The 19,513-nt window shown below is 68.1% G+C and carries 25 protein-coding genes; 14 read left to right on the top strand and 11 right to left on the bottom strand.

The genetic code is table 11. The features are described 5' to 3' along the window. Nucleotides 1–77: 77 nt before the first annotated feature. From ACFE6Z_RS07160 to ACFE6Z_RS07150, 3 genes are read right to left on the bottom strand one after another with little or no spacing between them, the layout of a single operon-like run. Nucleotides 78–1,025: an LLM class F420-dependent oxidoreductase gene (locus tag ACFE6Z_RS07160; protein WP_375385035.1), complete on the bottom strand. Its 948-nt coding sequence runs from the start codon at nucleotides 1,023–1,025 to the stop codon at nucleotides 78–80. A 33-nt stretch (nucleotides 1,026–1,058) separates the two neighbouring features. Beyond that, nucleotides 1,059–2,024 (bottom strand): cation diffusion facilitator family transporter, encoded by a 966-nt coding sequence (locus tag ACFE6Z_RS07155; protein WP_375385034.1) that lies wholly within the window; start codon nucleotides 2,022–2,024, stop codon nucleotides 1,059–1,061. A gap of 27 nt (nucleotides 2,025–2,051) precedes the next feature. Then, nucleotides 2,052–3,164, bottom strand: a complete 1,113-nt coding sequence (locus tag ACFE6Z_RS07150; RefSeq protein WP_375385033.1) for an alpha/beta fold hydrolase — start codon at nucleotides 3,162–3,164, stop codon at nucleotides 2,052–2,054. A 124-nt stretch (nucleotides 3,165–3,288) separates the two neighbouring features. On the opposite strand from ACFE6Z_RS07150, the gene proC reads away from it, so the two are divergent. Continuing rightward, entirely contained in the window at nucleotides 3,289–4,134 is an 846-nt protein-coding gene (proC, locus tag ACFE6Z_RS07145; RefSeq protein ID WP_375385032.1) for a pyrroline-5-carboxylate reductase, read from the top strand. 29 nt (nucleotides 4,135–4,163) lie between these two features. Here the strand turns inward: proC and ACFE6Z_RS07140 are convergent, their stop codons facing one another. Beyond that, on the bottom strand, nucleotides 4,164–4,649 hold the full coding sequence (locus ACFE6Z_RS07140) for a MarR family winged helix-turn-helix transcriptional regulator (protein ID WP_375385031.1): 486 nt from the start codon (nucleotides 4,647–4,649) through the stop codon (nucleotides 4,164–4,166). 140 nt (nucleotides 4,650–4,789) lie between these two features. Between ACFE6Z_RS07140 and ACFE6Z_RS07135 the strand changes: the two genes are divergently transcribed. Then, nucleotides 4,790–5,623 carry a bacteriorhodopsin-like gene (locus ACFE6Z_RS07135; RefSeq protein ID WP_375385030.1) on the top strand — a complete coding sequence of 278 codons (834 nt, stop codon included), beginning with the start codon at nucleotides 4,790–4,792 and terminating at the stop codon, nucleotides 5,621–5,623. A 15-nt stretch (nucleotides 5,624–5,638) separates the two neighbouring features. Here ACFE6Z_RS07135 and ACFE6Z_RS07130 read toward each other — a convergent pair whose 3' ends face one another. Then, nucleotides 5,639–6,310, bottom strand: a complete 672-nt coding sequence (locus ACFE6Z_RS07130) for a potassium channel family protein (protein WP_375385029.1) — start codon at nucleotides 6,308–6,310, stop codon at nucleotides 5,639–5,641. Next, nucleotides 6,303–7,745 carry a TrkH family potassium uptake protein gene (locus ACFE6Z_RS07125; protein ID WP_375385028.1) on the bottom strand — a complete coding sequence of 481 codons (1,443 nt, stop codon included), beginning with the start codon at nucleotides 7,743–7,745 and terminating at the stop codon, nucleotides 6,303–6,305. The genes ACFE6Z_RS07130 and ACFE6Z_RS07125 overlap by 8 nt, the downstream gene beginning before the upstream one ends. A gap of 97 nt (nucleotides 7,746–7,842) precedes the next feature. Between ACFE6Z_RS07125 and ACFE6Z_RS07120 the strand changes: the two genes are divergently transcribed. After that, nucleotides 7,843–8,253: an ArsR/SmtB family transcription factor gene (locus ACFE6Z_RS07120; protein WP_375385027.1), complete on the top strand. Its 411-nt coding sequence runs from the start codon at nucleotides 7,843–7,845 to the stop codon at nucleotides 8,251–8,253. 16 nt (nucleotides 8,254–8,269) lie between these two features. Here ACFE6Z_RS07120 and ACFE6Z_RS07115 read toward each other — a convergent pair whose 3' ends face one another. Both ACFE6Z_RS07115 and ACFE6Z_RS07110 read right to left on the bottom strand, forming a co-directional pair. After that, complete coding sequence (locus tag ACFE6Z_RS07115) at nucleotides 8,270–9,073, bottom strand: ABC transporter permease (RefSeq protein WP_375385026.1); 804 nt, start codon at nucleotides 9,071–9,073, stop codon at nucleotides 8,270–8,272. Nucleotide 9,074: 1 nt separating this feature from the next. Beyond that, nucleotides 9,075–9,995 (bottom strand): ATP-binding cassette domain-containing protein, encoded by a 921-nt coding sequence (locus tag ACFE6Z_RS07110; protein WP_375385025.1) that lies wholly within the window; start codon nucleotides 9,993–9,995, stop codon nucleotides 9,075–9,077. 113 nt (nucleotides 9,996–10,108) lie between these two features. Here ACFE6Z_RS07110 and ACFE6Z_RS07105 point away from each other — a divergent pair, with 113 nt between their 5' ends. The 6 genes from ACFE6Z_RS07105 to ACFE6Z_RS07080 all read left to right on the top strand — a co-directional run bounded on the left by ACFE6Z_RS07105 (nucleotide 10,109) and on the right by ACFE6Z_RS07080 (nucleotide 12,571). Further along, the gene (locus tag ACFE6Z_RS07105; protein ID WP_375385024.1) at nucleotides 10,109–11,035 is read left to right on the top strand and encodes a TetR/AcrR family transcriptional regulator; all 927 of its coding nucleotides are present in this window, start codon (nucleotides 10,109–10,111) and stop codon (nucleotides 11,033–11,035) included. 148 nt (nucleotides 11,036–11,183) lie between these two features. After that, nucleotides 11,184–11,375 carry a helix-turn-helix domain-containing protein gene (locus ACFE6Z_RS07100; RefSeq protein ID WP_375385023.1) on the top strand — a complete coding sequence of 64 codons (192 nt, stop codon included), beginning with the start codon at nucleotides 11,184–11,186 and terminating at the stop codon, nucleotides 11,373–11,375. Between the two features lie 94 nt (nucleotides 11,376–11,469). Next, on the top strand, nucleotides 11,470–11,568 hold the full coding sequence (locus ACFE6Z_RS07095) for a 30S ribosomal protein bS22 (RefSeq protein ID WP_003792170.1): 99 nt from the start codon (nucleotides 11,470–11,472) through the stop codon (nucleotides 11,566–11,568). A gap of 89 nt (nucleotides 11,569–11,657) precedes the next feature. Continuing rightward, nucleotides 11,658–11,951: a rhodanese-like domain-containing protein gene (locus tag ACFE6Z_RS07090; RefSeq protein WP_375385022.1), complete on the top strand. Its 294-nt coding sequence runs from the start codon at nucleotides 11,658–11,660 to the stop codon at nucleotides 11,949–11,951. A 30-nt stretch (nucleotides 11,952–11,981) separates the two neighbouring features. Beyond that, entirely contained in the window at nucleotides 11,982–12,272 is a 291-nt protein-coding gene (locus ACFE6Z_RS07085; protein ID WP_375385021.1) for a glutaredoxin family protein, read from the top strand. Beyond that, the gene (locus tag ACFE6Z_RS07080) at nucleotides 12,269–12,571 is read left to right on the top strand and encodes a Dabb family protein (protein ID WP_375385020.1); all 303 of its coding nucleotides are present in this window, start codon (nucleotides 12,269–12,271) and stop codon (nucleotides 12,569–12,571) included. Before ACFE6Z_RS07085 ends, ACFE6Z_RS07080 begins: the two co-directional genes overlap by 4 nt. A 3-nt stretch (nucleotides 12,572–12,574) precedes the next feature. On the opposite strand, the gene ACFE6Z_RS07075 is transcribed toward ACFE6Z_RS07080, so the two are convergent. From ACFE6Z_RS07075 to aspS, 3 genes are all read right to left on the bottom strand, one after another. After that, complete coding sequence (locus ACFE6Z_RS07075) at nucleotides 12,575–12,757, bottom strand: YegP family protein (protein ID WP_375385019.1); 183 nt, start codon at nucleotides 12,755–12,757, stop codon at nucleotides 12,575–12,577. 129 nt (nucleotides 12,758–12,886) lie between these two features. Next, entirely contained in the window at nucleotides 12,887–13,702 is an 816-nt protein-coding gene (locus ACFE6Z_RS07070) for a tyrosine-protein phosphatase (RefSeq protein ID WP_375385018.1), read from the bottom strand. Nucleotides 13,703–13,727: 25 nt separating this feature from the next. Further along, entirely contained in the window at nucleotides 13,728–15,071 is a 1,344-nt protein-coding gene (aspS, locus tag ACFE6Z_RS07065) for an aspartate--tRNA(Asn) ligase (protein WP_375385017.1), read from the bottom strand. A 57-nt stretch (nucleotides 15,072–15,128) separates the two neighbouring features. Here aspS and ACFE6Z_RS07060 point away from each other — a divergent pair, with 57 nt between their 5' ends. Genes ACFE6Z_RS07060 through ACFE6Z_RS07040 form a run of 5 tightly spaced genes read left to right on the top strand, consistent with a single transcriptional unit; the run spans nucleotide 15,129 to nucleotide 19,386 of the window. Beyond that, entirely contained in the window at nucleotides 15,129–15,509 is a 381-nt protein-coding gene (locus tag ACFE6Z_RS07060) for a hypothetical protein (protein ID WP_375385016.1), read from the top strand. A gap of 42 nt (nucleotides 15,510–15,551) precedes the next feature. Continuing rightward, a complete protein-coding gene (locus ACFE6Z_RS07055) occupies nucleotides 15,552–16,181 on the top strand; it encodes a histidine phosphatase family protein (RefSeq protein WP_375385015.1) in 630 nt (209 codons plus the stop codon). Next, the gene (locus ACFE6Z_RS07050) at nucleotides 16,181–16,798 is read left to right on the top strand and encodes a TlpA family protein disulfide reductase (protein WP_375385014.1); all 618 of its coding nucleotides are present in this window, start codon (nucleotides 16,181–16,183) and stop codon (nucleotides 16,796–16,798) included. Before ACFE6Z_RS07055 ends, ACFE6Z_RS07050 begins: the two co-directional genes overlap by 1 nt. A gap of 25 nt (nucleotides 16,799–16,823) precedes the next feature. Further along, nucleotides 16,824–17,666: a cytochrome c biogenesis CcdA family protein gene (locus tag ACFE6Z_RS07045; protein WP_375385013.1), complete on the top strand. Its 843-nt coding sequence runs from the start codon at nucleotides 16,824–16,826 to the stop codon at nucleotides 17,664–17,666. Further along, nucleotides 17,647–19,386, top strand: a complete 1,740-nt coding sequence (locus ACFE6Z_RS07040) for a cytochrome c biogenesis protein ResB (RefSeq protein ID WP_375385012.1) — start codon at nucleotides 17,647–17,649, stop codon at nucleotides 19,384–19,386. The genes ACFE6Z_RS07045 and ACFE6Z_RS07040 overlap by 20 nt, the downstream gene beginning before the upstream one ends. Nucleotides 19,387–19,513: the final 127 nt, after the last annotated feature.

Genomic DNA, 19,513 nt, shown 5'->3' with positions numbered 1-19,513 from the left:
GAGCGCCAGCGAGCGTATCGAGACCCCTCGAACCGACGTACCGCGTCGGCTTCGATCGCGGTACGGCGCTGGCGCGCCTACTCGATCACCGCGGGGCGGCGCGGAAGCCTGGGCAGCACCTCACTACCGAGGTACGCGGTCTGCTCGAGATCGCGCGCATCGACGGTCTGGAAGTACACGCGCTGCGCGCCCAGCGCGATCAGGCGCTCGACCTTGGCGATGACCTCGTCGGCGTCGCCGCAGATGTTCGTGCCGTCGCGGAACTCGTCGAGGCTCTTACCGGTGGCCTCGGCACGACGGCTCAGTGTCGCCTCGTCGGGCGCGGCGATCGTCGGCAGAGCCACCGACAGGTGGAGCGTGCCAGGGTCGCGGCCCACCCGTTCGCACGCGGCGCGCACGCGCGCGAACGCCGCGGCGATCTCGTGCTCGGGGACGAAGCCGATGTTGTACTCCGTCGCGAACCGGGCGGCCAGCTCGGGGGTGCGCTTCGCGCCAGCGCCGCCGATGATGATCGGCACCCGCTCCTGCAGCGGCTTGGGCAGCGCGGGAGCGCCCGCGAGTTCGTAGTGCGCGCCGGTGAAGTCGAACGTCTCGCCGATGGGGGTCGCCCACAGGCCCGTGATGATCGCGAGCTGCTCCTCGAAGATGTCGAACCGGCGAGACGGGAACGGGATGCCGTAGGCCCGGTGCTCCGCTTCGAACCACCCCGTTCCGAGGCCCAGTTCGATCCGTCCGCCCGACATCGCGTCGACCTGAGCGACCTGGATCGCGAGCACCGCGGGGAATCGGTGCGTCGCGGAGGATACGAGTGTGCCCAGGCGGATCCGGCTCGTCTCGCGCGCGAGACCGGCCAGCGTCGTCCAGGCGTCGGTCGGACCGGGAAGCGGATCGCCGTCGCCCATCCGCATGTAGTGGTCCGAGCGGAAGTATCCGTCGAACCCGGCGCGCTCGGTCGCGAGCGCGAAGGCGAGGATCTCGTCGTAGCTGAAACCCTGCTGGGGCTCGGTGAAGGTGCAGTACTCCATGCCTCCAGCCTGCCAGGCCGGGCCGTTGCCTCGTCAGTCGGAGGACGAGATGACGACCGATTCCGTCGGCGGGCCGGCCTCAGGCGGGCGGCGATAGATATCGGGTTCCAGATAGATGACGGTGGCGGCCGGGACAGCGGCGCGGATGCGCGTTTCGACAGTGTCGATCTCGGCCGCGACGTCGGCGAAGCTCTTCTCTGCGGCGAAGCCGACTTTGGCGGCCACGAGCAGTTCGTCCGGGCCCAAATATAGCGTCTTGAGGTGGATGAGCTTCTGCACCTCGGGCCCGTTCTCGATGGCGGTGACGATCAGGCCGTGATCAGCATCCGTCGCCCCCTCGCCCACGAGCAGGCTCTTGGTCTCGATGCCGAGCGTGATCGCCACCAGGATCAGCAGCGTGCCGATCGCGAGCGTCCCCACGGCGTCCCAGACAGAGTCGCCGGTGATCGCGGTGAGGCCGACGCCGAAGAGGGCGAACGTGAGGCCGATCAGGGCCGCGACGTCTTCGAGCAGCACGACCGGGAGTTCGGGCGCCTTTGCGTGGCGCACGAACGACACCCACGACTGGCCCTTCCCGCGGATGTGGTTGCTCTCCGTGATGGCAGTCCGCAGCGAGAAGCTCTCGAGCCCGATCGCGATCACGAGCACGGCGATCGGGATCCAGATGTTCTCGAGCGCGTGCGGGTGGATGAGCTTGTCGACGCCCTCGTAGATCGAGAACACCCCGCCGACCGAGAACAGGATGATCGACACGACGAACGCGTACACGTACCGTTCGCGACCGTGGCCGAACGGATGCTCTTTGTCGGCGGCCTTCCTGGATTGGCGTCCCCCGAACAGGAGCAGCAGCTGATTGCCCGAATCGGCGACGGAGTGGATGGCCTCCGCGAGCATCGATGCCGACCCCGACAGGAACCACGCGATGAACTTCGCCAGCGCGATGCCCATGTTCGCCAGGAAAGCCGCGATGATCGCCCTGTTGCCGCCGGATGCACTCATGGGAAGAGAGTACCGACCCTGCGCGATTCAGTCGGACGAGGGGATGATGATCGCCTCGGTCGGCGGCGCCGGATCGGCGGCCATACCGACATACCCGATCACCTGCAGCAGCGCCTGGCGCACTTCGGCGGGGCGCTCCAGATGCGGCGCATGTCCGACGCCCTCGAGGTTCAGCTCGGTGACCTGCCCGCCCGCGGCGGCGTAGGCGTCCAGCACATCTCGAGTCTGGGTGACCATGAGCTGGGCAGGAGCGATCTCTTCGCCGGGCCACCCAGGGATGATGCCCAGCTGCCCGAGGTAGTTCAGGTCATAGAACGAGGCGTCCGACACGATCGCGTCCGCCGTGCCGTGCACCCAGAGGATCGGCGGCTTGTCGGCGAGATCGACGATGCCCGACACGTTGAAGTACTTCGGCGCCATCGTGTTCAGCACGCCGGACGCGCCCGCTGCGAACCCCGGCCAGTTCTCGCTCGCGACCCCGTCACCGGGGTAGTTGCCCTCGGCCGTCGAGGTCGTCAGCATCGCCTCCACCCAGACGTCCTCGTGGTCGGTCGTGTACTGCGATGAGACGTACCCCGAGCGGAAGACGCTGCGCGGCGAGGTCTGCGCCTCGTCGGAGGCGTCACCGTCGGTCAGACGCTGCACGAAGTCGGGGTTCGCGCCGCCGCCGCCGACACCCGCATCGTCGTCGGTCAGTCGTGTGCCGTCGCGCCGCGTGCCGCCGAAGCCGTAGGGCGAGACGGGTGCCTGCAGCGTGAGGCTGAGGGCGGGATGCTCGAGCGCGTACTGCAGCACGACACCGCCGCCCATCGACCATCCCACGAGGTGCGCCGACGGGATCTCGAGCGCCTTGAGACTCGCGTGGATGTCGTCGCTGAAGTCCCGCAGGCCCCGCGTGGCGTCGATCGGAGCGTGCTCGGTCGCCCCGAAACCCCGCAGGTCGATCGCGATCACCCGGAGGTCGGCGGGCAGGTCCTCCATCAGCTCCTGCCAGAACAGCGATGACGACACGTTGCCGTGGATCAGTACGAGTGTGCGCTCACTCGGAGTGGCCGGGTCATCGCCCGCCCGCTCGAGGATGCCGACGGTCAGACGCGGGGTGTCGAGAACGCGTGCCGTGATGCCGTCGAAAAGAGTCATGGAAGCGTTCCTCCGTCGGGTGACCGGGAGCCGCCGCGCTCCCCGATTCCGACTATAGACCGCGAGCCCGAGGCGCCGAGGGTGCGCCCTCGGCGTGGGCGACGCCCGCCGTAGGATGGCGCCCATGAACACCGCAGACGCCGCCCTCCTCCCGCCGATCGCGATCCTCGGCGCCGGCTCGATGGGCGGGGCGATCGTGCACGGCCTCGTCGCGTCGGGGCTTGCGCGCGACGGTCTCACCGTCACCAACCGTTCCGCAGAGAAGGCCGTCGGCCTCGCCGGCCTCGACGGCGTCACGAGCATCGCGCTCGAGACGCATCCGGACGGGAACAGGGATGCTGTGGCCTCGGCCGACATCGTGCTCATCGGCGTGAAGCCGGCGATGGTGCCCGATCTGCTCCGCGAGATCGCTCCCGCGCTGCGGCCCGGCACGATCGTGGTGAGCCTCGCCGCAGGCGTGACGATCGCGACCTTCCAGGCCATCCTGGGCGAGCGGATCGCGGTCGTGCGCTCCATGCCCAACACCCCGGCGCTCGTCGGCAAGGCGGTCACCGGTATCGCCGCCGCAGGCGGGGTCGTCCCTGCCGAGGTCGCGGTCGTTCGACGCCTGTTCGAGACGGTCGGAGTGGTCATCGAGGTGCCCGAGTCGCACATCGATGCATTGTCGACGATCTCGGGTTCAGGCCCCGCCTACGTGTTCCTCCTGATGGAGGAGCTCACCAAGGCCGCGAAGGGCAAGGGCTTCGACGGCGCTCAGGCGCGACTCATGGTCGAGCAGACCTTCATCGGCGCAGCGTCGCTGCTCGAGGCATCCGGAGAAGATCCCGCGGAACTGCGACGCAGGGTGACGAGCCCCAAGGGCACGACCGAGCGGGCGGTCGCGGTGCTGCAGAACGCCCGGCTCGACGTCGTGTTCGAGTCGGCGACGGATGCGGCGCTCGCCCGGGCCCGCGAGCTCGGCGCCGGCTGACCCGCGGATCGCGGCGTCAGGGCTCCGTCTCAGAGCGTCGCCGCACTTCTGGCTCCCGCGATGAGCGCGGTGTGCTCTGCGATCGCCGTGGCGACGGAGCCCAGATAGTCGGTGAACTCTTCGACCTGGCGGTGGTCGAGATGAGCCGTCGCGCGAGAGACCATCGTTGCGAAGTCGGAATGAATGCGTTCCATCGCGGCGTGAGCACGCGGGGTCAGCTCGAGGAAGATGCTCCGCCGATCGCCGGGATGATCGACGCGATGGAGCAGATCTCTTTCTACGAGGCGGCGTGAGATGAAGGTGACGGCCGCGGTCGTCACGTGCATGTGCTCGGCGAGCTGCTTAGGGGTCACGCTGACGTGTTCGCCGATGTAGAACAGGGCGCGCAGCTCGCTCGCCGAGAGGCCCTCTTCTTCGGCGATTCGTTCACGGTTGCGATCGAGCGCTCGCGAGAAGCGTATCGCCGCTGCCGGGAAGGCATCGAGCCGATACGAGCGCTCTTCGTGACCCGTCATTTCCACCTCGCCCGGTGCCAGTGTACGCGGGCCATGAGGAATTTACTGTGACAGCTTCTAACTTAGTTAGTAACTGTTATAGTGACTTCACTAATGCGGATCATCCGATTCGGCACGACACCTGTGACAAGGAGTACGACGTGATTCCCGACCTCCTCACTGCCGCCCAGTTCTCGACGGTTTACAACGCTCTCTCGCTCGTGATCGCCGCGCAGCTGTTCACGGCGATCTTCCTTCTCGTCTCTCTTCCGCGCGTACTGCCGCGCTATCGACCAGCCGTCACGATCGCCCTGATCGTGTGCGGAATCGCGGTGTACCACTACTTCCGCATCTTCGACTCGTTCAACGCCGCGTTCGCCACTGACTCAGTGGGCGGCTCCGACGGATACGCCCAAGTCGCGGGAATCGGGTTCAACGAGGGCTACCGCTACGTCGACTGGCTGCTCACCGTTCCGCTTCTGCTGGTGGAACTGATCGCCGTGCTGGCACTGGCCCGCAAGATGCAGAACCGGCTGCTGCTCCAGCTCGTCCCGGCCGCCATTCTGATGATCGCGCTGGGCTACCCGGGTGAGGTGAGCGGTGACCTCGGCGTGCGGACGGTCTTCGGCGTCCTCTCGTCCATCCCGTTCTTCTTCATCCTCTACGTCCTGTTCATCCAGTTGAGCAAATCACTCGCGCTGCAGCCCGTAGAAGTACGGGGCACCCTCAGCCGCCTGCGCTTCCTGCTGGTGCTGAGCTGGGGGGTCTACCCGATCGCGTACCTCCTGCCCGCCCTCGACCTCGGTGCCGACGGATGGGTGTGGAAGCAGGTCGGATACTCGATCGCGGACATCGTCGCGAAGGCGGCGTACGGCCTCATCATCTACCAGGTGGCCAAGACCAAGTCCTGGATCGAAGATCCGGAGTTCGCCGAACATGAGCGACCGCTCTCCCACCCTCTGCGCACCGTTGCCGATCTGGACAAGGCGGCGTGAAGCGGCCGGTCGGGATCAGCGGTCGAGTGCGGCGAACCGCTCGATGTCGACGTTCGTGCCCGACACGATGATGAGGTCGTGGTTGGTCACGACCGTGTCGGCTTCGGCGTAGCGGAACGGCTTGCCAGGGCTCTTGACTCCCACCACGGTCACGTTGAACTTGGTGCGCACACCGGATTCCATGAGACCGCGTCCGCGGATGAACTTGGGCGGGTACATCTTGGCGAGCACGAAGTCGTCGTCGAAGCGGATGAAGTCCAGCATCCGGCCGCTGACCAGGTGCGCGACACGCTCACCGGCTTCGCGCTCGGGGTAGATGACATGGTTCGCGCCGACGCGGGCGAGGATCTTGCCGTGCGACTGCGAGACCGCCTTCGCCCAGATCTGCGGCACTTTCAGGTCGACGAGGTTCGCGGTGATGAGCACCGACGCCTCGATCGACGAGCCGACGGCGACAACGGCGACCTGGAAGTCGGACGCACCGATCTGCGAGAGGGCGTCGATGTTCTTCGCGTCGGCCTGGACGGCGTGGGTGACTCGCTCCGACCACTTCTGCACGAGGTCGAGGTTCTCGTCGATGGCCAGGACGTCGCGGTCGAGCCGATCGAGCTCGCCCGCGCACGCGGCGCCGAACCGGCCGAGACCGATGACCAGTACCGGCGCATCGCCGCGGATCTGCTCAACCAACGATCGGCCTTTCCACGGGCAATGAGTACAGCTGGGAACGAGAGGACGCGGCGACGGCCGCGGCCAGAGTCACAGTACCAACGCGACCCATGAACATCGTCAGCGCCATGACGTAGATCGCCGGGTCGGTGAGCTCGGAGGTGAGTCCGGTCGAAAGTCCCACGGTCGCGAATCCGGAGATGACGTCGAACAGCACCATCTCGATCGGACGCTGCGAGATCTGGGCGATCGTGATGGTCGAGAGGGCGACGATCGTCGCGCCCCACGCCACGACCGACAATGCCACGCGCTGCACGTCGCTCGGGATCCGCCGCCCGAAGGCCTCGACCGACGGCCGCCCCTTGGCCTCGGAGAAGACCGCGAGCGCGAGGACGGCGAGGGTCGTGACCTTGATGCCTCCCGCAGTCGAGGCCGAACCGCCGCCGACGAACATCAGCATCGACCCGACGACCAGCGACGACCCGTTCAGATCGCCGATGTCGATGACGGAGAATCCGCCCGACCGTGTCATCGCCGACAGGAAGAACGATTGGAAGACCGTGTCCCACGCGTTCATGCCCCCGAAGGTCTTCGGATTGTTGAACTCCAGGAGCAGGAATGCCCCTGCCCCCGCGATGAAGAGCACGATCGTGGTGATCAGGGTGAGCTTGGCGTGCAGCGACCACCGGCGCACGTGCCAGTAGTGGCGCGACAGCGTGTAGATGACGGGGAAGCCGATCGACCCGAGGAAGACACCCGCCATGAGCACGGTGAGCATGAAGTAGTCGGTCGCGAACGGGGCGAGTCCCCCCGCGTTGGGGCTGAAGCCGGTGTTGGTGAACGCCATCGCGGCGTAGAAGGGCGCCTCCCACAGGGCCACGAGCGGGCTTACGCCGGCGATGATGAGCGAGGGGTACAGGAGCACCGCGAGGACCGCCTCGATCACGAGGGTCGAGAGGGCGACGGTGGTCAGCAGCTGGCCGACCTCGCCGAGCCGCACGGTCTGACCTTCGTTGACCGGACCGCCGTGGGCGCGGAGCGGGTTCGTGTCGCCCGCGGCGATCAGCTTCGCGCGCAGCCCCAGCCGCTTGGAGATGATGAGCCCGAGGATCGAGGCGAGGGTAAGCACCCCCAGCGCGCCGACCTGCACGCCGACGAACACGAACACCTGCCCGAGGGGCGACCAGAACGTGCCCATGTCGACGGTGGACAGGCCCGTGACGCAGATCGTGGATACGGCCGTGAACAGCGCATCCGCGAACGGGGCCTGCTGGCCGCTGGCCGTGGCGCCAGGCAGTGAGAACAGGGCCGTGAACAGCAGGATCAGGATGAGGAACACCCCGACCGCGAAGCGGGCGGGGGATGCTGTCGTCAGGTCTCGGAACGCATCGAATGCGTCGGAGAACCAGGAGCGGACCGAGCGGGAACGCCGGGGCGCACCGGGGCTCACCGCCATCCGCCGACCCCTTCCGGCTCGCTTCGCCCGACGAGCGCGCCGCCGCTCGTCGAGCCCTGTCATGGTACTGCGGCGGGCGCGCGACTAACCTAAGCACATGGCGGACATCTTCGACGTGATCGCGGACGGCACCCGTCGCGAGATCCTGCAGCTGCTTCTCGATCGCGCGACCACGGGACAGCGGGGTACGAGCGTCTCGCACATCGTGCAGGAGCTAGGAGTGAGCCAGCCGACCGTGTCGAAGCACCTCAAGGTGCTGCGCGACGCCGAACTGGTGTCGGTGCGCGAAGAGGGCCAGCATCGCTACTACAGCCTCTCGGCAGCGCCGCTGGACGAAGTCGACGACTGGATCGTGCCGTTCCTGAGCGATGAGACCGAAGACGCGGACGAGGGTGTCGGCTCGATCCTCTCGGATTCGGCGGCGCACACCGCCGAGGTCGTCGGCCGGGCCGCGGCATCCGCGAGGCACGTGGTCGCGAGCGCACTGAAGAAGCTCCCTGGTCGCTGAGCCAGGCGAGATGCGCCTAGCGGCGTCCGGCCCTCCGGCGGAACAGCCACGCGCCCCACACCACCGCGAACGCGAGGATCGCGGCGCACCACCCGACCGCCCACCAGGGCTCGGATCCCGTTGACGTGCCCATCAGAAGCCCCCGGATCCTCTCGATGATCGGCGTGATCGGCTGGTACTCGGCGATCCCGCGCAGCCAGACCGGCATGCTCTCCACCGGCACGAAGGCGCTGGAGAGGTAGGGGAGGAACAGCAGGATGAACCCGTACCCGCTCGCGGCCTGAGGGCTCCCTGCGGCGAGCCCGATGGCGGCGAACAGGTACGTGATGGTCAGGATGTAGAGCGCAACGAGGGCGATCGCCCCGATCCATTCGAACACGTTCGCGCTGGGGCGGAAACCGACGAGCAGGGCGACCGCGATGACGATGCCCGTTGCCGCGAGGTTGCGCACCACGCTGGCCACGACGTGCCCAGTCAGCACCGCTCCCGGTCGCAGCGGCATCGTGCGGAATCGCTCGATGATGCCGTTGGTCATGTCGTTGGCGACATACACCGCGGTCGATGCGGCACCGAATCCTGCGCAGAGCAGGATGATGCCCGGGACGACGTAGTCGACGTAGCCGCCGGACGGGTCGATCGCGCCGCCGAAGACGTAGGTGAACATCAGCATCAGCAGCACGGGAAGCATAATCGCCATCGACAGCGATTCGCCGTCGCGAAGCGACTGGGTGAGGCTGCGGCGCACGAACACGCGTTCGGCGGCGAGGCCCGAGAGACGGGGTCGGATCGACGGGCGATCCGCGAGCGCGAGAGTGGTCATGTCAGCGTCCTTTCGAGAGTGCTGGTTCGGCGGTCGGCTGACCGGTGAGTGCGAGGAAGACATCGTCGAGCGTCGGACGATGCACGGTGACGGATGCTGCGCCGGGCGTGCTCGATCCGTCGGCGTCATCGAAGGCGGCCAGTGCCGCACGCAGCCCGGGCACCGTCCCGTCGGTCGGGATCTCGGCGATCAGATCGCCGGCGGGCGACCGCACCTCGACCCGTGCGCCGCCGACCCGCTCCTTCAGCTGCCCCGGTGTGCCCTGGGCGACGATCTTGCCGCCGTCGAGCACCGCGACGCGATCGGCGAGCCGGTCGGCCTCTTCGAGGTACTGCGTGGTGAGGAACACGGTCGTTCCGGCGGCCGAGATGGTGCGGATGACCTCCCACAGCTCGCGGCGGCTGCGGGTGTCCAGGCCCGTGGTCGGCTCGTCGAGGAAGAGCACCTCGGGGGTCGTCACCAGGCTCAGCGCCAGGTCGAGCCGGCGCCGCATGCCGCCCGAGTATGTCGATACCCGGCGGGCCGAGGCATCCGCGAGATCGAACGTCTCGACCAGTTGGTCGGCACGAAGTCGGGCATCGCGGGCGGCGAGCCCGGACAGACGCCCGAGCATGACCAGGTTCTCGATGCCGGTCAGCATGTCGTCGACCGCGGCGGATTGGCCGGTGAGGCTGATGCGCCGCGTCACGCCCTGGGGGTCTGCCACCACGTCGCAGCCGGCCACGACGGCGGAGCCGCCGTCGGGCTTCACGAGAGTGGTGAGGATGCTGATCGTCGTCGTCTTGCCCGATCCGTTCGGCCCGAGCAGGGCGAACACCTCGCCGCGCTCGACCGAGAGGTCGAGGCCTTCCAGGACTCGGATGCGATGTCCTGAGCGGCCGAAGCTTTTGTGTACGGCATGTGTCTCGATCACGGCTGACATGGGGTTCCTCTCCGGGCAGATCTGTGTACGGCGCAAACTGTTTATATGTCTAACACACTGTTTATGTCATACACCGAGCTAGAATGCAAGCACTTCCCGAACGGATGGGCGACATGGACGACACCGTCGACGAGATCGACCTGCCCCGCGGCGTCGCGCTCGCGTGGGGTGTGGCTGCCGACCCGCAGCGAGGCCCGAAGCGTGAGATGAGCGTCGAGAAGATCGTGGACGCGGCCGTCGAGATCGCCGATGCCGACGGGATCGCGGCCGTCTCGATGTCGGCCGTCGCCGGCCGGCTCGGCTACACCCCGATGTCGTTGTACCGCTACGTCAGCGCGAAGGAAGACCTCGTCCTGCTGATGTCCGAGGCGGCATCCGGTCTGCCGCCCGAGTCGCTCCGCGAGATCGACGGCTGGCGCGCGCGCCTGGTCGGCTACTTCGACGCGCAGGTGAGCCTGTATCTCCGGCATCCGTGGATCCTCGACATCCCCATCAGCGGCTCGCCGACTACTCCGAACAGTGCGGCATGGATGGATGCTGCGCTCGAGGCGCTGGATGAGACGCCCCTGGACGAGCAGGAGCGAATGGCGGTCGTGCTCCTGGTGACGGGTCACACGCGCTGGTACGGGACGATCCTCGCCTCGTACGCGCGGATCACGCGCGACACCGGCCTCAGCCCGAGCGAGATCGCCGAACGGGAGGCCGGTCTGTACGACGCCCTCATCCAGGCGGACGACTACCCCGCGCTGTACCGGGCTTCCCGCGCCGGAGTGTTCCGCTCGAGAGCCGATCCGTTCCGGTTCGGCTTCGAGCGCATCCTCGACGGAGTGGCCGCGTACATCGACACCGCTCCCGCTGACCGCGCGGCGGCTGACACGACGTGGGCGGCGGACGAGACGGCCGATGTCGCGGGCGACAAGAAGTACCGCGAGGCGCAGAAAGTGGTGCACGCGGCGGAGCGCGCGCTGCGCGCCGCCCACCGTGCCGAGCGACAGGTCCTGCGCGAGGCGCGGGAGCGCGCTGCGCACCGCACGCCGTGATCATCGCGTGACGGATAACGACCGTCACACGAGCCCCACGGGTTTACACGCGTTCCGCACGCCCCTAGAGTGTGTCTGCCGAGACCTGGGGAATCGTGCGCCGCGTTCCGCGCCCGGACCCCTGCGCGCCCGATAAAAGAGGAAGACCATGACCGAGCTGTCCGATGTGCGGTTTCTCACGGTCGCCGAAGTCGCCGAGCTGATGCGCGTCTCGAAGATGACCGTGTATCGCCTCGTGCACTCCGGAGAACTGCCCGCCGTTCGCTTCGGACGCAGCTACCGGGTGCCCGAGTCGGCGGTCTCCGAGGCGCTGCAACGTCCGATCGCCGACGTCGGCTAGACTGTCCCGAGGCATATTCCGCATCTGCCTGTTTCCTGGGCCCCGGATCGCTGAGCGATTCTCCGGCCCAACCCCCGACGTAGTGAGGTTTTCCGTGGGTTCAGTCATCAAGAAGCGCCGCAAGCGCATGGCGAAGAAGAAGCACCGTAAGCTGCTTCGCAAGACTCGCCACCAGCGCCGCAATAAGAAGTAGCGGCTGCGACACCGAGCGCCTGTCCACCGGACGGGCGCTTCGTGCATCCGGTGACGCAGGACATCCGGCACACGCCCAGGAGGGCTCCGATGAAGACGATCACGGTCCAGCAGCTGCGCGAACGCGACGGCGTTCCCCTCATCGACGTGCGTGAACCGCACGAGTACGAGGCCGGGCACGTACCCGGTGCCGTCAATCTTCCGATGTCGAGCATCGGCGAGCATGTCGACGAGCTGCCCGACGGCGCGTTCGATGTGATCTGCCAGGGCGGAGGTCGATCGGCGCGCGTCGTCGAGGCCCTCGAGGCGCGAGGTTACGACGCGACGAACGTCGCGGGTGGAACGGGTGACTGGATCGAAGCGGGCTACCCCATAGAGGGCTGAGCGTCGCGGGCCATCCGTAGGATGAGACACGTGACCTCGCGAATCTCCCTGACCGTCATCGGCAAGCCCGACTGCCACCTGTGCGATGTCGCGCACGACATCGTGGAGCGCGTCGTGGCAGACCTCCCCGAGCACGTCGCCGACCGCGTCGACGTCACAGAGGTGTCGATCCTCGATGACCCCGCGCTCTACGAGCTGTGGTGGGAGAAGATCCCGGTCGTCCTCATCGACGACGAGGTGCATGCCCACTGGCGAGTCTCGTCGGAGGCATTGCGCGGTGCTGTTCTGGAGGCCATTGATCGGGCGGAGGTGCGATCGTGAGCATCCGTCACATCGTGCTCTGGCGCCTGGCCGCCGACGACGCCGATACACGTGCCATGCACGCAGAGGCGATGACGCAGCAGCTCGAGGGCCTCGCAGGCGTCATCGACGAGATCGAGAGCATCGAGGTGCGTCCGAACATCGCGTTCCCCGGCACGAACTGGGATGTCGCGCTTGTGGCAGACTTCGCCGACACCGCCGCGCTCGAGCGGTACATCGAGCACCCCGCGCACCAGAAGGTGGTCGGCTTCGTGCGCGAGGTCACCTCCGAGCGCGCGGCGATCGACCTGCCGCGGTAGCCGCTACTTCCCGATCTCCACGACCTCGGCGCCGGGCGCGTTGCTCTTGACGGACTCGATCCCGCCCAGTGCGCTGGCCTTGGACGCGTAGCCCTGGCTCGTCGCGATGACCTGTCCGTTGGTCGCCTTCAGGTTGAAGCGCCAGTCGCCGCCCTTGTCGGCCCACAGCTCAAACTTGCCAGGCATTTTCGTTCCTCTCGCACCGGTCGACCGGCCGATCGCCGGTCAGCGCTGAAGCGCCCCCGGATCACGCTAGCGGCGGCGCCGGTGGCGAGGCAATGAAACAGTTCCGCCGCCGCGCCGGCGGGGAAACGTCTACGTCGTGAGCCGGGCGCGGAGCACCGCGAGCTCGGCGTCCGTCAGCCCGCCGGAGCGCAGGTACGACGCCGAGTCGCCTCGGCGCTCGTCGATCCACGCGAACGCCTGCTCGAGAGCGGCACGCGGGGTGCCGGCGATGATCGTCGTGATCGCAGGAGTGAGAGGCACGCCCGACTGCGTGACCCTCGCGAACACCTTCGCGGCCCACTCGCCCGCGAGGTTCGCCTCGCTCGAGATGTAGTCGGCGATGATCGCGTCGCGCTGCACGCCGACGGCATCCAGCATGAGCGCGCATGCGACGCCGGTGCGATCTTTGCCTGCCGAGCAGTGCACGAGCACGGCGGTGGGGGGCTCGGCAGTCGCCACGCTCACCCGTCGCGCGACCTGTGCGAAAGCGTCGGCGGCGTGCTCCAGCATCCCGATGTAGATCTCGCCCAGCGTCGGCATATGCGCGACGGCGTCGGCGATCGCCTCGTTCGCCGCCTCGGCGGCCTCGGGGCCTGCGGCGGCCGCGGCCTGCGCGGCCTGCTGGGCTGCGCCCGCGAACGCGCCCTCCAGGAGCGGCAGCTCGATGATCTCGAAGGGTCGCGCGGACGGCAGCCGATCGGGCGCCATCTGCCGTTCCATCGCGGTACGGAAGTCGACGATGACGCCGATGTCGCTCGCCGCGAGTTCTTCCAGCCCCGTCGGTGTCAGCTCGCTGAGGGCGTCCGATCGATACAGGATGCCGGGAGTCGTCGTTCCCCCCGCGATGAGCGGCATCCCGCCCACATCCCGGAAGTTGTACGTGCCGTCGAGAGTGGAAGTCGTCACCCGTCGAGCCTATTCGCGGGGCGCGTTAAGGGGCGAGCCGGGTGGGGCCGCGGAAGAGGAAGGTGACCTCGCGGATCGAGGTCTCGCCCAGCAGGAGCATGAGCACGCGGGCCAGGCCCATGCCGAACCCGCCGTGCGGCGGAACGCCGTAGCGGAAGAAGTCGAAGTAGAACTGGAGGGATTCGGGGTCCAGACCCTTCTGCTTCGCCTGCTCGATGAGGATGTCGACACGATGCTCGCGCTGTGCGCCGGTCGTGATCTCGACGCCGTTGAAGAGCAGGTCGTAGCTCTTGGTGAGGCCGGTCTCGGCATCCCGCATGTGGTAGAAAGCGCGGATCTCATGCGGGTAGTCGGTGATGAAGACGAAGTCGTGACCGAACGTCTCTTTCACGTGCGCCGAGATCTGACGTTCGCCCTCGGGGTCGAGGTCGCCATCGGTGCGAGGGATCACGTAACCGCGGGCGGCGACGATCTCGCGGGCCTCGGCGAGCGGGATGCGGGGGAACGGGGTGGCGGGAGCCGCGACCGTGACGCCGAAAAGCTCCGCGATCTCTGCGCCGTGCTTGTCGGCGACCGCGCCGATCGCGAACGCGAGCAGCTGCTCCTGCATCTCGGCGACGTCTTCGTGCGAGTCGATCCAGCTGATCTCGGCGTCGACGCTCGTGAACTCGGTCGCGTGCCGGCTCGTGAACGACGGGTCGGCGCGGTAGACGTCGCCGATCTCGAAGATCTTGCCGAAGCCGGCCGACTGCGCCATCTGCTTGAAGAACTGCGGACTCTGCGCGAGGTAGGCGGTCTTGTCTTCGAAGTAGGGCACCTCGAACAGCTCGGCGCTGGACTCGGACGCTGAGGCCATCAGCTTGGGGGAGTGGATCTCGATGAAGTCGCGCTCGATCCACCACGTGCGCATAGCGTGCTCGAGCGTCGTCGATACGCGGAAGATGAGGTTGTTGCGGCGCTGGCGCAGGTCGAGGAAGCGCCAGTCCATGCGCTTGTCGAGGCCGCTGTCGGATGCAATGGGGGTCTCGGCGAGAGCCGCACCGGCGATCTCGAGCGCGCCGATCTTGACCTCGACGCCGCCGAGCTTGACGCGCTCGTCGTGCTTGAGCTCACCGGTGACGGTGAGGAACGTGCCGGTCGCGAGGGCCGAGATGGTGTCGGTCAGCGCGAGCGCGTCGGCGTCCTGCGGCTCTGTCGCCTCGGGGTTCGGGCGTGTCGCCGGGTTCACGAGCTGCACGGCGCCGGTCTCATCACGCAGGATGACGAATTGCACCTTCTTCTGATCGCGCACCGTCTCGACCCACCCGGACACCGAGACGGGTCCGTCGGGAAGGGACTGCAGCTGGTCGACCAGTACGCGTTCACTCACGAGGGATCAGTCTACGGGGGCTGCCGAGGGCGACGACCGGCGGCCTACGATGAGCGGGTGACGACGACGCCCGACCACCCGCGCCCGTCGTTGCGGCGTCCGGGGCGCAAGCCGCTCATCGTGTGGGACGTCGTGCTCACCGCGATCCTGCTGACGGCGCTCGCGTTCGTGTCCTTCGCCGTCTCGGTGTTCGGGGCCTTCCTGGTCATGGCCTCCGACCCGTGCGGGTCGACGAACTGCAACAACGGCCTCATCGCGTTCGGTGTCCTGGTCGCGATGGGGCTCCCGTGGATCATGCTCGTGGCCACGGTGGTAGCAGCGATCATCCTCATGGCCAAGCGCCGCATCGCGTTCTGGGTGCCGCTGGTCGGCACGCCGCTGGTGGTCGGGGCGTGGCTCCTGGGCGCGGCGATCGCCTCGGGGGGCGGCCCCGGCTGACGCTCAGCCCGTCTTCAGAACACGCCGCCGTAGACTGGTTCCGTGCCCGCTGATCGCCTCCACCTCGTGCGCCACGGCGAGGTTCACAACCCCGCCCGTGTGCTGTACGGGCGACTTCCGGAGTTCCGGCTCAGCACCGACGGACGCCGCATGGCGAAGGCTGCCGCAGAGTACGTGCATGATCTCGCCCGCCCGGTGTCGTCGCTGGTCGTCTCGCCGCTGCAGCGCACCCGCGAGTCGGCCGAGCCGTTCACCGCGCTATTCGGGATCGAGCCGGTGATCGACGAACGCGTCATCGAACCCACCAACGTCTTCGAGGGCAGGCGCATGAAGCGCGCCCTGATCAACCCGCTGAACTGGCGGCACCTCCTCCGCCCCTCTGTCCCCAGCTGGGGTGAGCCGTACGCGCAGGTCATCGACCGGATGGACGCGGCGATGACGGATGCCTGGAATCACGTCGACTCCGGAGATGTCGTGGTCGTCTCGCATCAGCTGCCGATCTGGGTGACGCACCTCGCCGTCGCGGGGCTCCCCGCGCGTCATGATCCCCGCCAGCGTCGCTGCGGACTCTCCAGCGTCACGAGCTTCGAGCGTCGCGATGGCCGATGGGTCGAGGTCGGATACGCGGCGCCTGCGGCCACCTCGGGTTCGATCGACGTGGGAGCCGTCTGATGCGCGGCCCCCGGTCGGCGAAAGGCGCCTGGCGCGCAGCATCCGCGATCCTGGCGATCGGACTCGCCGTCGGCCTGTCGGCCTGCTCGAACGACCCGCTCGCCGAGCAGTACCGGGCGGGCGACAACAAGGGATTCATCGCTGCGAACGGGTTCCAGGTCAAAGAGATCGCCGCGGCCGACCGCGGTGAGCCGGTCGTCTTCCAGGGGGCCACCGAGACCGGCGCGACGGCGGCGAGCTCGGACTACGTCGGCGATGTGCTGGTGGTGAACTTCTGGTACGCCGCGTGCGGGCCGTGCCGCGCCGAGGCGCCGCAGCTCGAGAAGGCGTACGCCTCGTTCGCGGGTAAACCCGTGTCGTTCCTCGGCGTCAACACGAGCGACGCGCCCGAGACGGCTGCCGCGTTCGCGAGCGACTACGGAATCACCTACCCGAGCCTCATCGCCGCCACCGACGGGGCGATCAAGCTCGCCTTCGCCGACGCGACCTCGCTCAATGCGACCCCCACCACGCTCGTGATCGACAAGCAGGGCAGGGTCGCCGCGCGGGTGATCGGTCAGCTGGACGATGCCTCGATCCTGCAGACGCTCGTGCAAGACGCCCTGGACGCGCCGTGAGCGCGGGCGCGACGGGAGCAACGCCGTGAACCTCGACGCGATCGTCGCAGGCGGAGCCCTCTGGGTGGCCGTGCCGCTCGCGCTCGCCGCCGGGCTGCTGTCGTTCCTGTCGCCGTGCGTCCTCCCGCTGGTGCCGGGTTACCTCGGCTTCATCGGCGGAGCCGTTGCGCCGCGGCCCCGGGCGATCGCCGATCGCGGGATGCGGGCATTGGGCCGGGATGCGGACCCCCGGGCGGCATCCGTCCTCACCTCGACCGATTCTCCGCACGTCGACGTGGCGCTGGAGCCCGGCCGTGCCCGGCCCCTGCTCGGGGTGCTGCTGTTCATCGCGGGGTTCACCGTCGTGTTCATGGCCGTGACGATCCTGGGGGGGACGCTGGGGCGCTTCTTCCTCCAGTACGCCGACGTCATCACCCGTGTGCTCGGCGTCGTCGTGATCCTGCTCGGCCTGGTCTTCATCGGGGTGTTCGGCCTCGCCCAGCGCACCGTCCACCCGCAGGTGCGCTCGAACGTCGGGCTCATCGGCGCGCCGCTGCTCGGCCTCGCGCTCGGTATCGGCTGGACGCCGTGCATCGGCCCCACCCTCGGCGCGATCATCTCCGTCTCATGGAACCTCGGCGATCCCGGCAGGGCGGCTCTCCTCGGACTCGCGTACTCGCTCGGGCTCGGCATCCCGTTCATCCTCCTGACGCTGGGCTTCGGCTGGGCGTCGCGGTCGGTGACGTTCCTGCGCCACCACATCCGCGTGGTGAACCTCATCGGCGGAGCGCTGCTGGCGGGCCTCGGCGTGCTGATGGTGACCGGCGTCTGGAGCACGATGATGGCGCAGCTGCAGGGGGTGGTCGGCAGTGTCCCACTCCCGCTCTGACGCCGATGCACGGGGCGCCTCTGAGGCCGACGACGGCAGCGAACCGCTCCGGCCCTCCGACCACGTCGACGGCGTCGCGATCGACGCCCCGGCATCCGACGACATCGTCTCGCCCAAGCTCGGCTTCGTCGGGTGGGTACGGTGGGGGTGGCGTCAGCTCACCAGCATGCGCACCGCCCTGGTGCTGCTGCTCCTGCTCGCGATCGCCGCGGTGCCCGGGTCGATCGTGCCGCAGCGCACCGCAGACCCCAACGGCGTCACGCAGTACTTCGCCAGCAACCCGGATCTCGCGCCGGTCCTCGACAAGCTCCAGCTGTTCGATGTCTATTCGTCCGCCTGGTTCTCGGCGATCTACATCCTGCTGTTCATCTCTCTGATCGGCTGCGTGATCCCGCGCACCCAGCACCACTGGAAGGCGCTGCGCGCGCGCCCGCCGCGGACGCCCGCGCGCCTGGGCCGGCTCGAGGACCACGCCGAATCGCTCGTCGAGATCGTGCCGGGTCAGGATGCTGCAGCCACCGCCGACGAGGCGATCGGCCTGGCCGAGGCACAGCTGAAGCGAGCCGGCTACCGCGTCGAGCGCTACGACTCGCGCGGCGTGCTCTCGGTCTCGGCCGAGCGCGGCTATATCCGCGAGACCGGCAACCTCGTCTTCCACGCCGCCCTCATCGGCGTGCTCCTGGCCGTCGCGATCGGCGGCGGCTTCACGTACACGGGCCAGGGCGTGATCATCGAGGGCCGCACCTTCGTCAACACGATGCTCGACTACACGTCGTTCAACCCTGGGCGGTTCGTCGATCCGGAGCAGCTCACGCCCTATGGGCTGACGCTCGACCAGTTCTCGATCAGCTATCAGCCGGCCGGCACGAACGGCGAAGGGCAGGCGGGCGACTTCGTCGCGCATCTCACCACGCAGCTGTCGGGACAGCCCGCGCAGACCGGCGAGGTGCGGGTCAATCATCCGCTCGACATCGCCGGCGACCGCGTATATCTGATGGGCAACGGCTACGCGCCGACGATCACGATCCGCAACGCCGCGGGCGACGTGATCTACGCCGAGTCGGTGCCCTTCCTCCCGCAGGACCGCAACATGACCTCCGTCGGCGTGATCAAGGTCACCGACGGGCTCCCCGAGCAGCTCGGCCTGGTCGGCTTCTTCTACCCGACCGAGGCGGAGCTCGCCACCGGCGCCTTCACGTCGCGGTATCCCGCGCTGATCAACCCTGTGGTGACGCTCAACGTGTACTCGGGCGACCTCGGCATCAACGACGGCACACCGCGGTCGGTCTACACGCTGGATCCGACCGGCATGACTCAGCTGACCGGCGGCACGACCGGCGTCGATTCGATCCAGCTCGCGCCGGGCGAGACGGCCGACCTGCCGAACGGCTACGGGACGATCACGTTCGAGAACGAGTCGCCTGCCGGAGCGGAGGGATACGACGGCTCGGTCAAGCGATTCGTGTCGCTGTCGGTGCACCGGGATATTGCGGCTCCGTGGGTGCTCGCGTTCGCCGTACTGGCGCTGCTCGGCCTGATGGCCGCCCTCTTCGTGCCGCGGCGGCGCATGTGGGTCAAGGCGACGCGCGAGGGCAGCACGGTCCGGATCGAATACGCCGGCCTTGCCCGCGGTGAGGATCCGAACCTGGGCGCTGCCGTCGAACAGGTGGCCCAGCGGCACGGCGACGCGCTCGAGGCGGCGCTGCGCGCCCGGCGCTGACCCGCTCGTCCCGCAATGCACCCTCGGTTCCAGTAGTGCACCCTCGGTTCCAGTAGTGCACCCTCGGTTCCCGTAGTGCACCCTCGGTTCCAGTAGTGCACCCTCGGTTCCCGTAGTGCACCCTCGG

The sequence above is a fragment of the uncultured Microbacterium sp. genome (assembly GCF_964244775.1).
Lineage (GTDB): Bacteria > Actinomycetota > Actinomycetes > Actinomycetales > Microbacteriaceae > Microbacterium.
Note: the sequence above shows the minus strand (reverse complement) of the source record. Positions and strands in the feature narration are given on the sequence as shown.

Coding starts and splice junctions, on each gene's coding strand:
- ACFE6Z_RS07160 (WP_375385035.1), bottom strand. CDS start 1,025: ATGGAGTACTGCACCTTCACCGAGCCCCAGCAGGGTTTCAGCTACGAC.
- ACFE6Z_RS07155 (WP_375385034.1), bottom strand. CDS start 2,024: ATGAGTGCATCCGGCGGCAACAGGGCGATCATCGCGGCTTTCCTGGCG.
- ACFE6Z_RS07150 (WP_375385033.1), bottom strand. CDS start 3,164: ATGACTCTTTTCGACGGCATCACGGCACGCGTTCTCGACACCCCGCGT.
- proC (WP_375385032.1), top strand. CDS start 3,289: ATGAACACCGCAGACGCCGCCCTCCTCCCGCCGATCGCGATCCTCGGC.
- ACFE6Z_RS07140 (WP_375385031.1), bottom strand. CDS start 4,649: ATGACGGGTCACGAAGAGCGCTCGTATCGGCTCGATGCCTTCCCGGCA.
- ACFE6Z_RS07125 (WP_375385028.1), bottom strand. CDS start 7,745: ATGGCGGTGAGCCCCGGTGCGCCCCGGCGTTCCCGCTCGGTCCGCTCC.
- ACFE6Z_RS07120 (WP_375385027.1), top strand. CDS start 7,843: ATGGCGGACATCTTCGACGTGATCGCGGACGGCACCCGTCGCGAGATC.
- ACFE6Z_RS07115 (WP_375385026.1), bottom strand. CDS start 9,073: ATGACCACTCTCGCGCTCGCGGATCGCCCGTCGATCCGACCCCGTCTC.
- ACFE6Z_RS07110 (WP_375385025.1), bottom strand. CDS start 9,995: ATGTCAGCCGTGATCGAGACACATGCCGTACACAAAAGCTTCGGCCGC.
- ACFE6Z_RS07105 (WP_375385024.1), top strand. CDS start 10,109: ATGGACGACACCGTCGACGAGATCGACCTGCCCCGCGGCGTCGCGCTC.
- ACFE6Z_RS07100 (WP_375385023.1), top strand. CDS start 11,184: ATGACCGAGCTGTCCGATGTGCGGTTTCTCACGGTCGCCGAAGTCGCC.
- ACFE6Z_RS07090 (WP_375385022.1), top strand. CDS start 11,658: ATGAAGACGATCACGGTCCAGCAGCTGCGCGAACGCGACGGCGTTCCC.
- ACFE6Z_RS07075 (WP_375385019.1), bottom strand. CDS start 12,757: ATGCCTGGCAAGTTTGAGCTGTGGGCCGACAAGGGCGGCGACTGGCGC.
- ACFE6Z_RS07050 (WP_375385014.1), top strand. CDS start 16,181: ATGCGCGGCCCCCGGTCGGCGAAAGGCGCCTGGCGCGCAGCATCCGCG.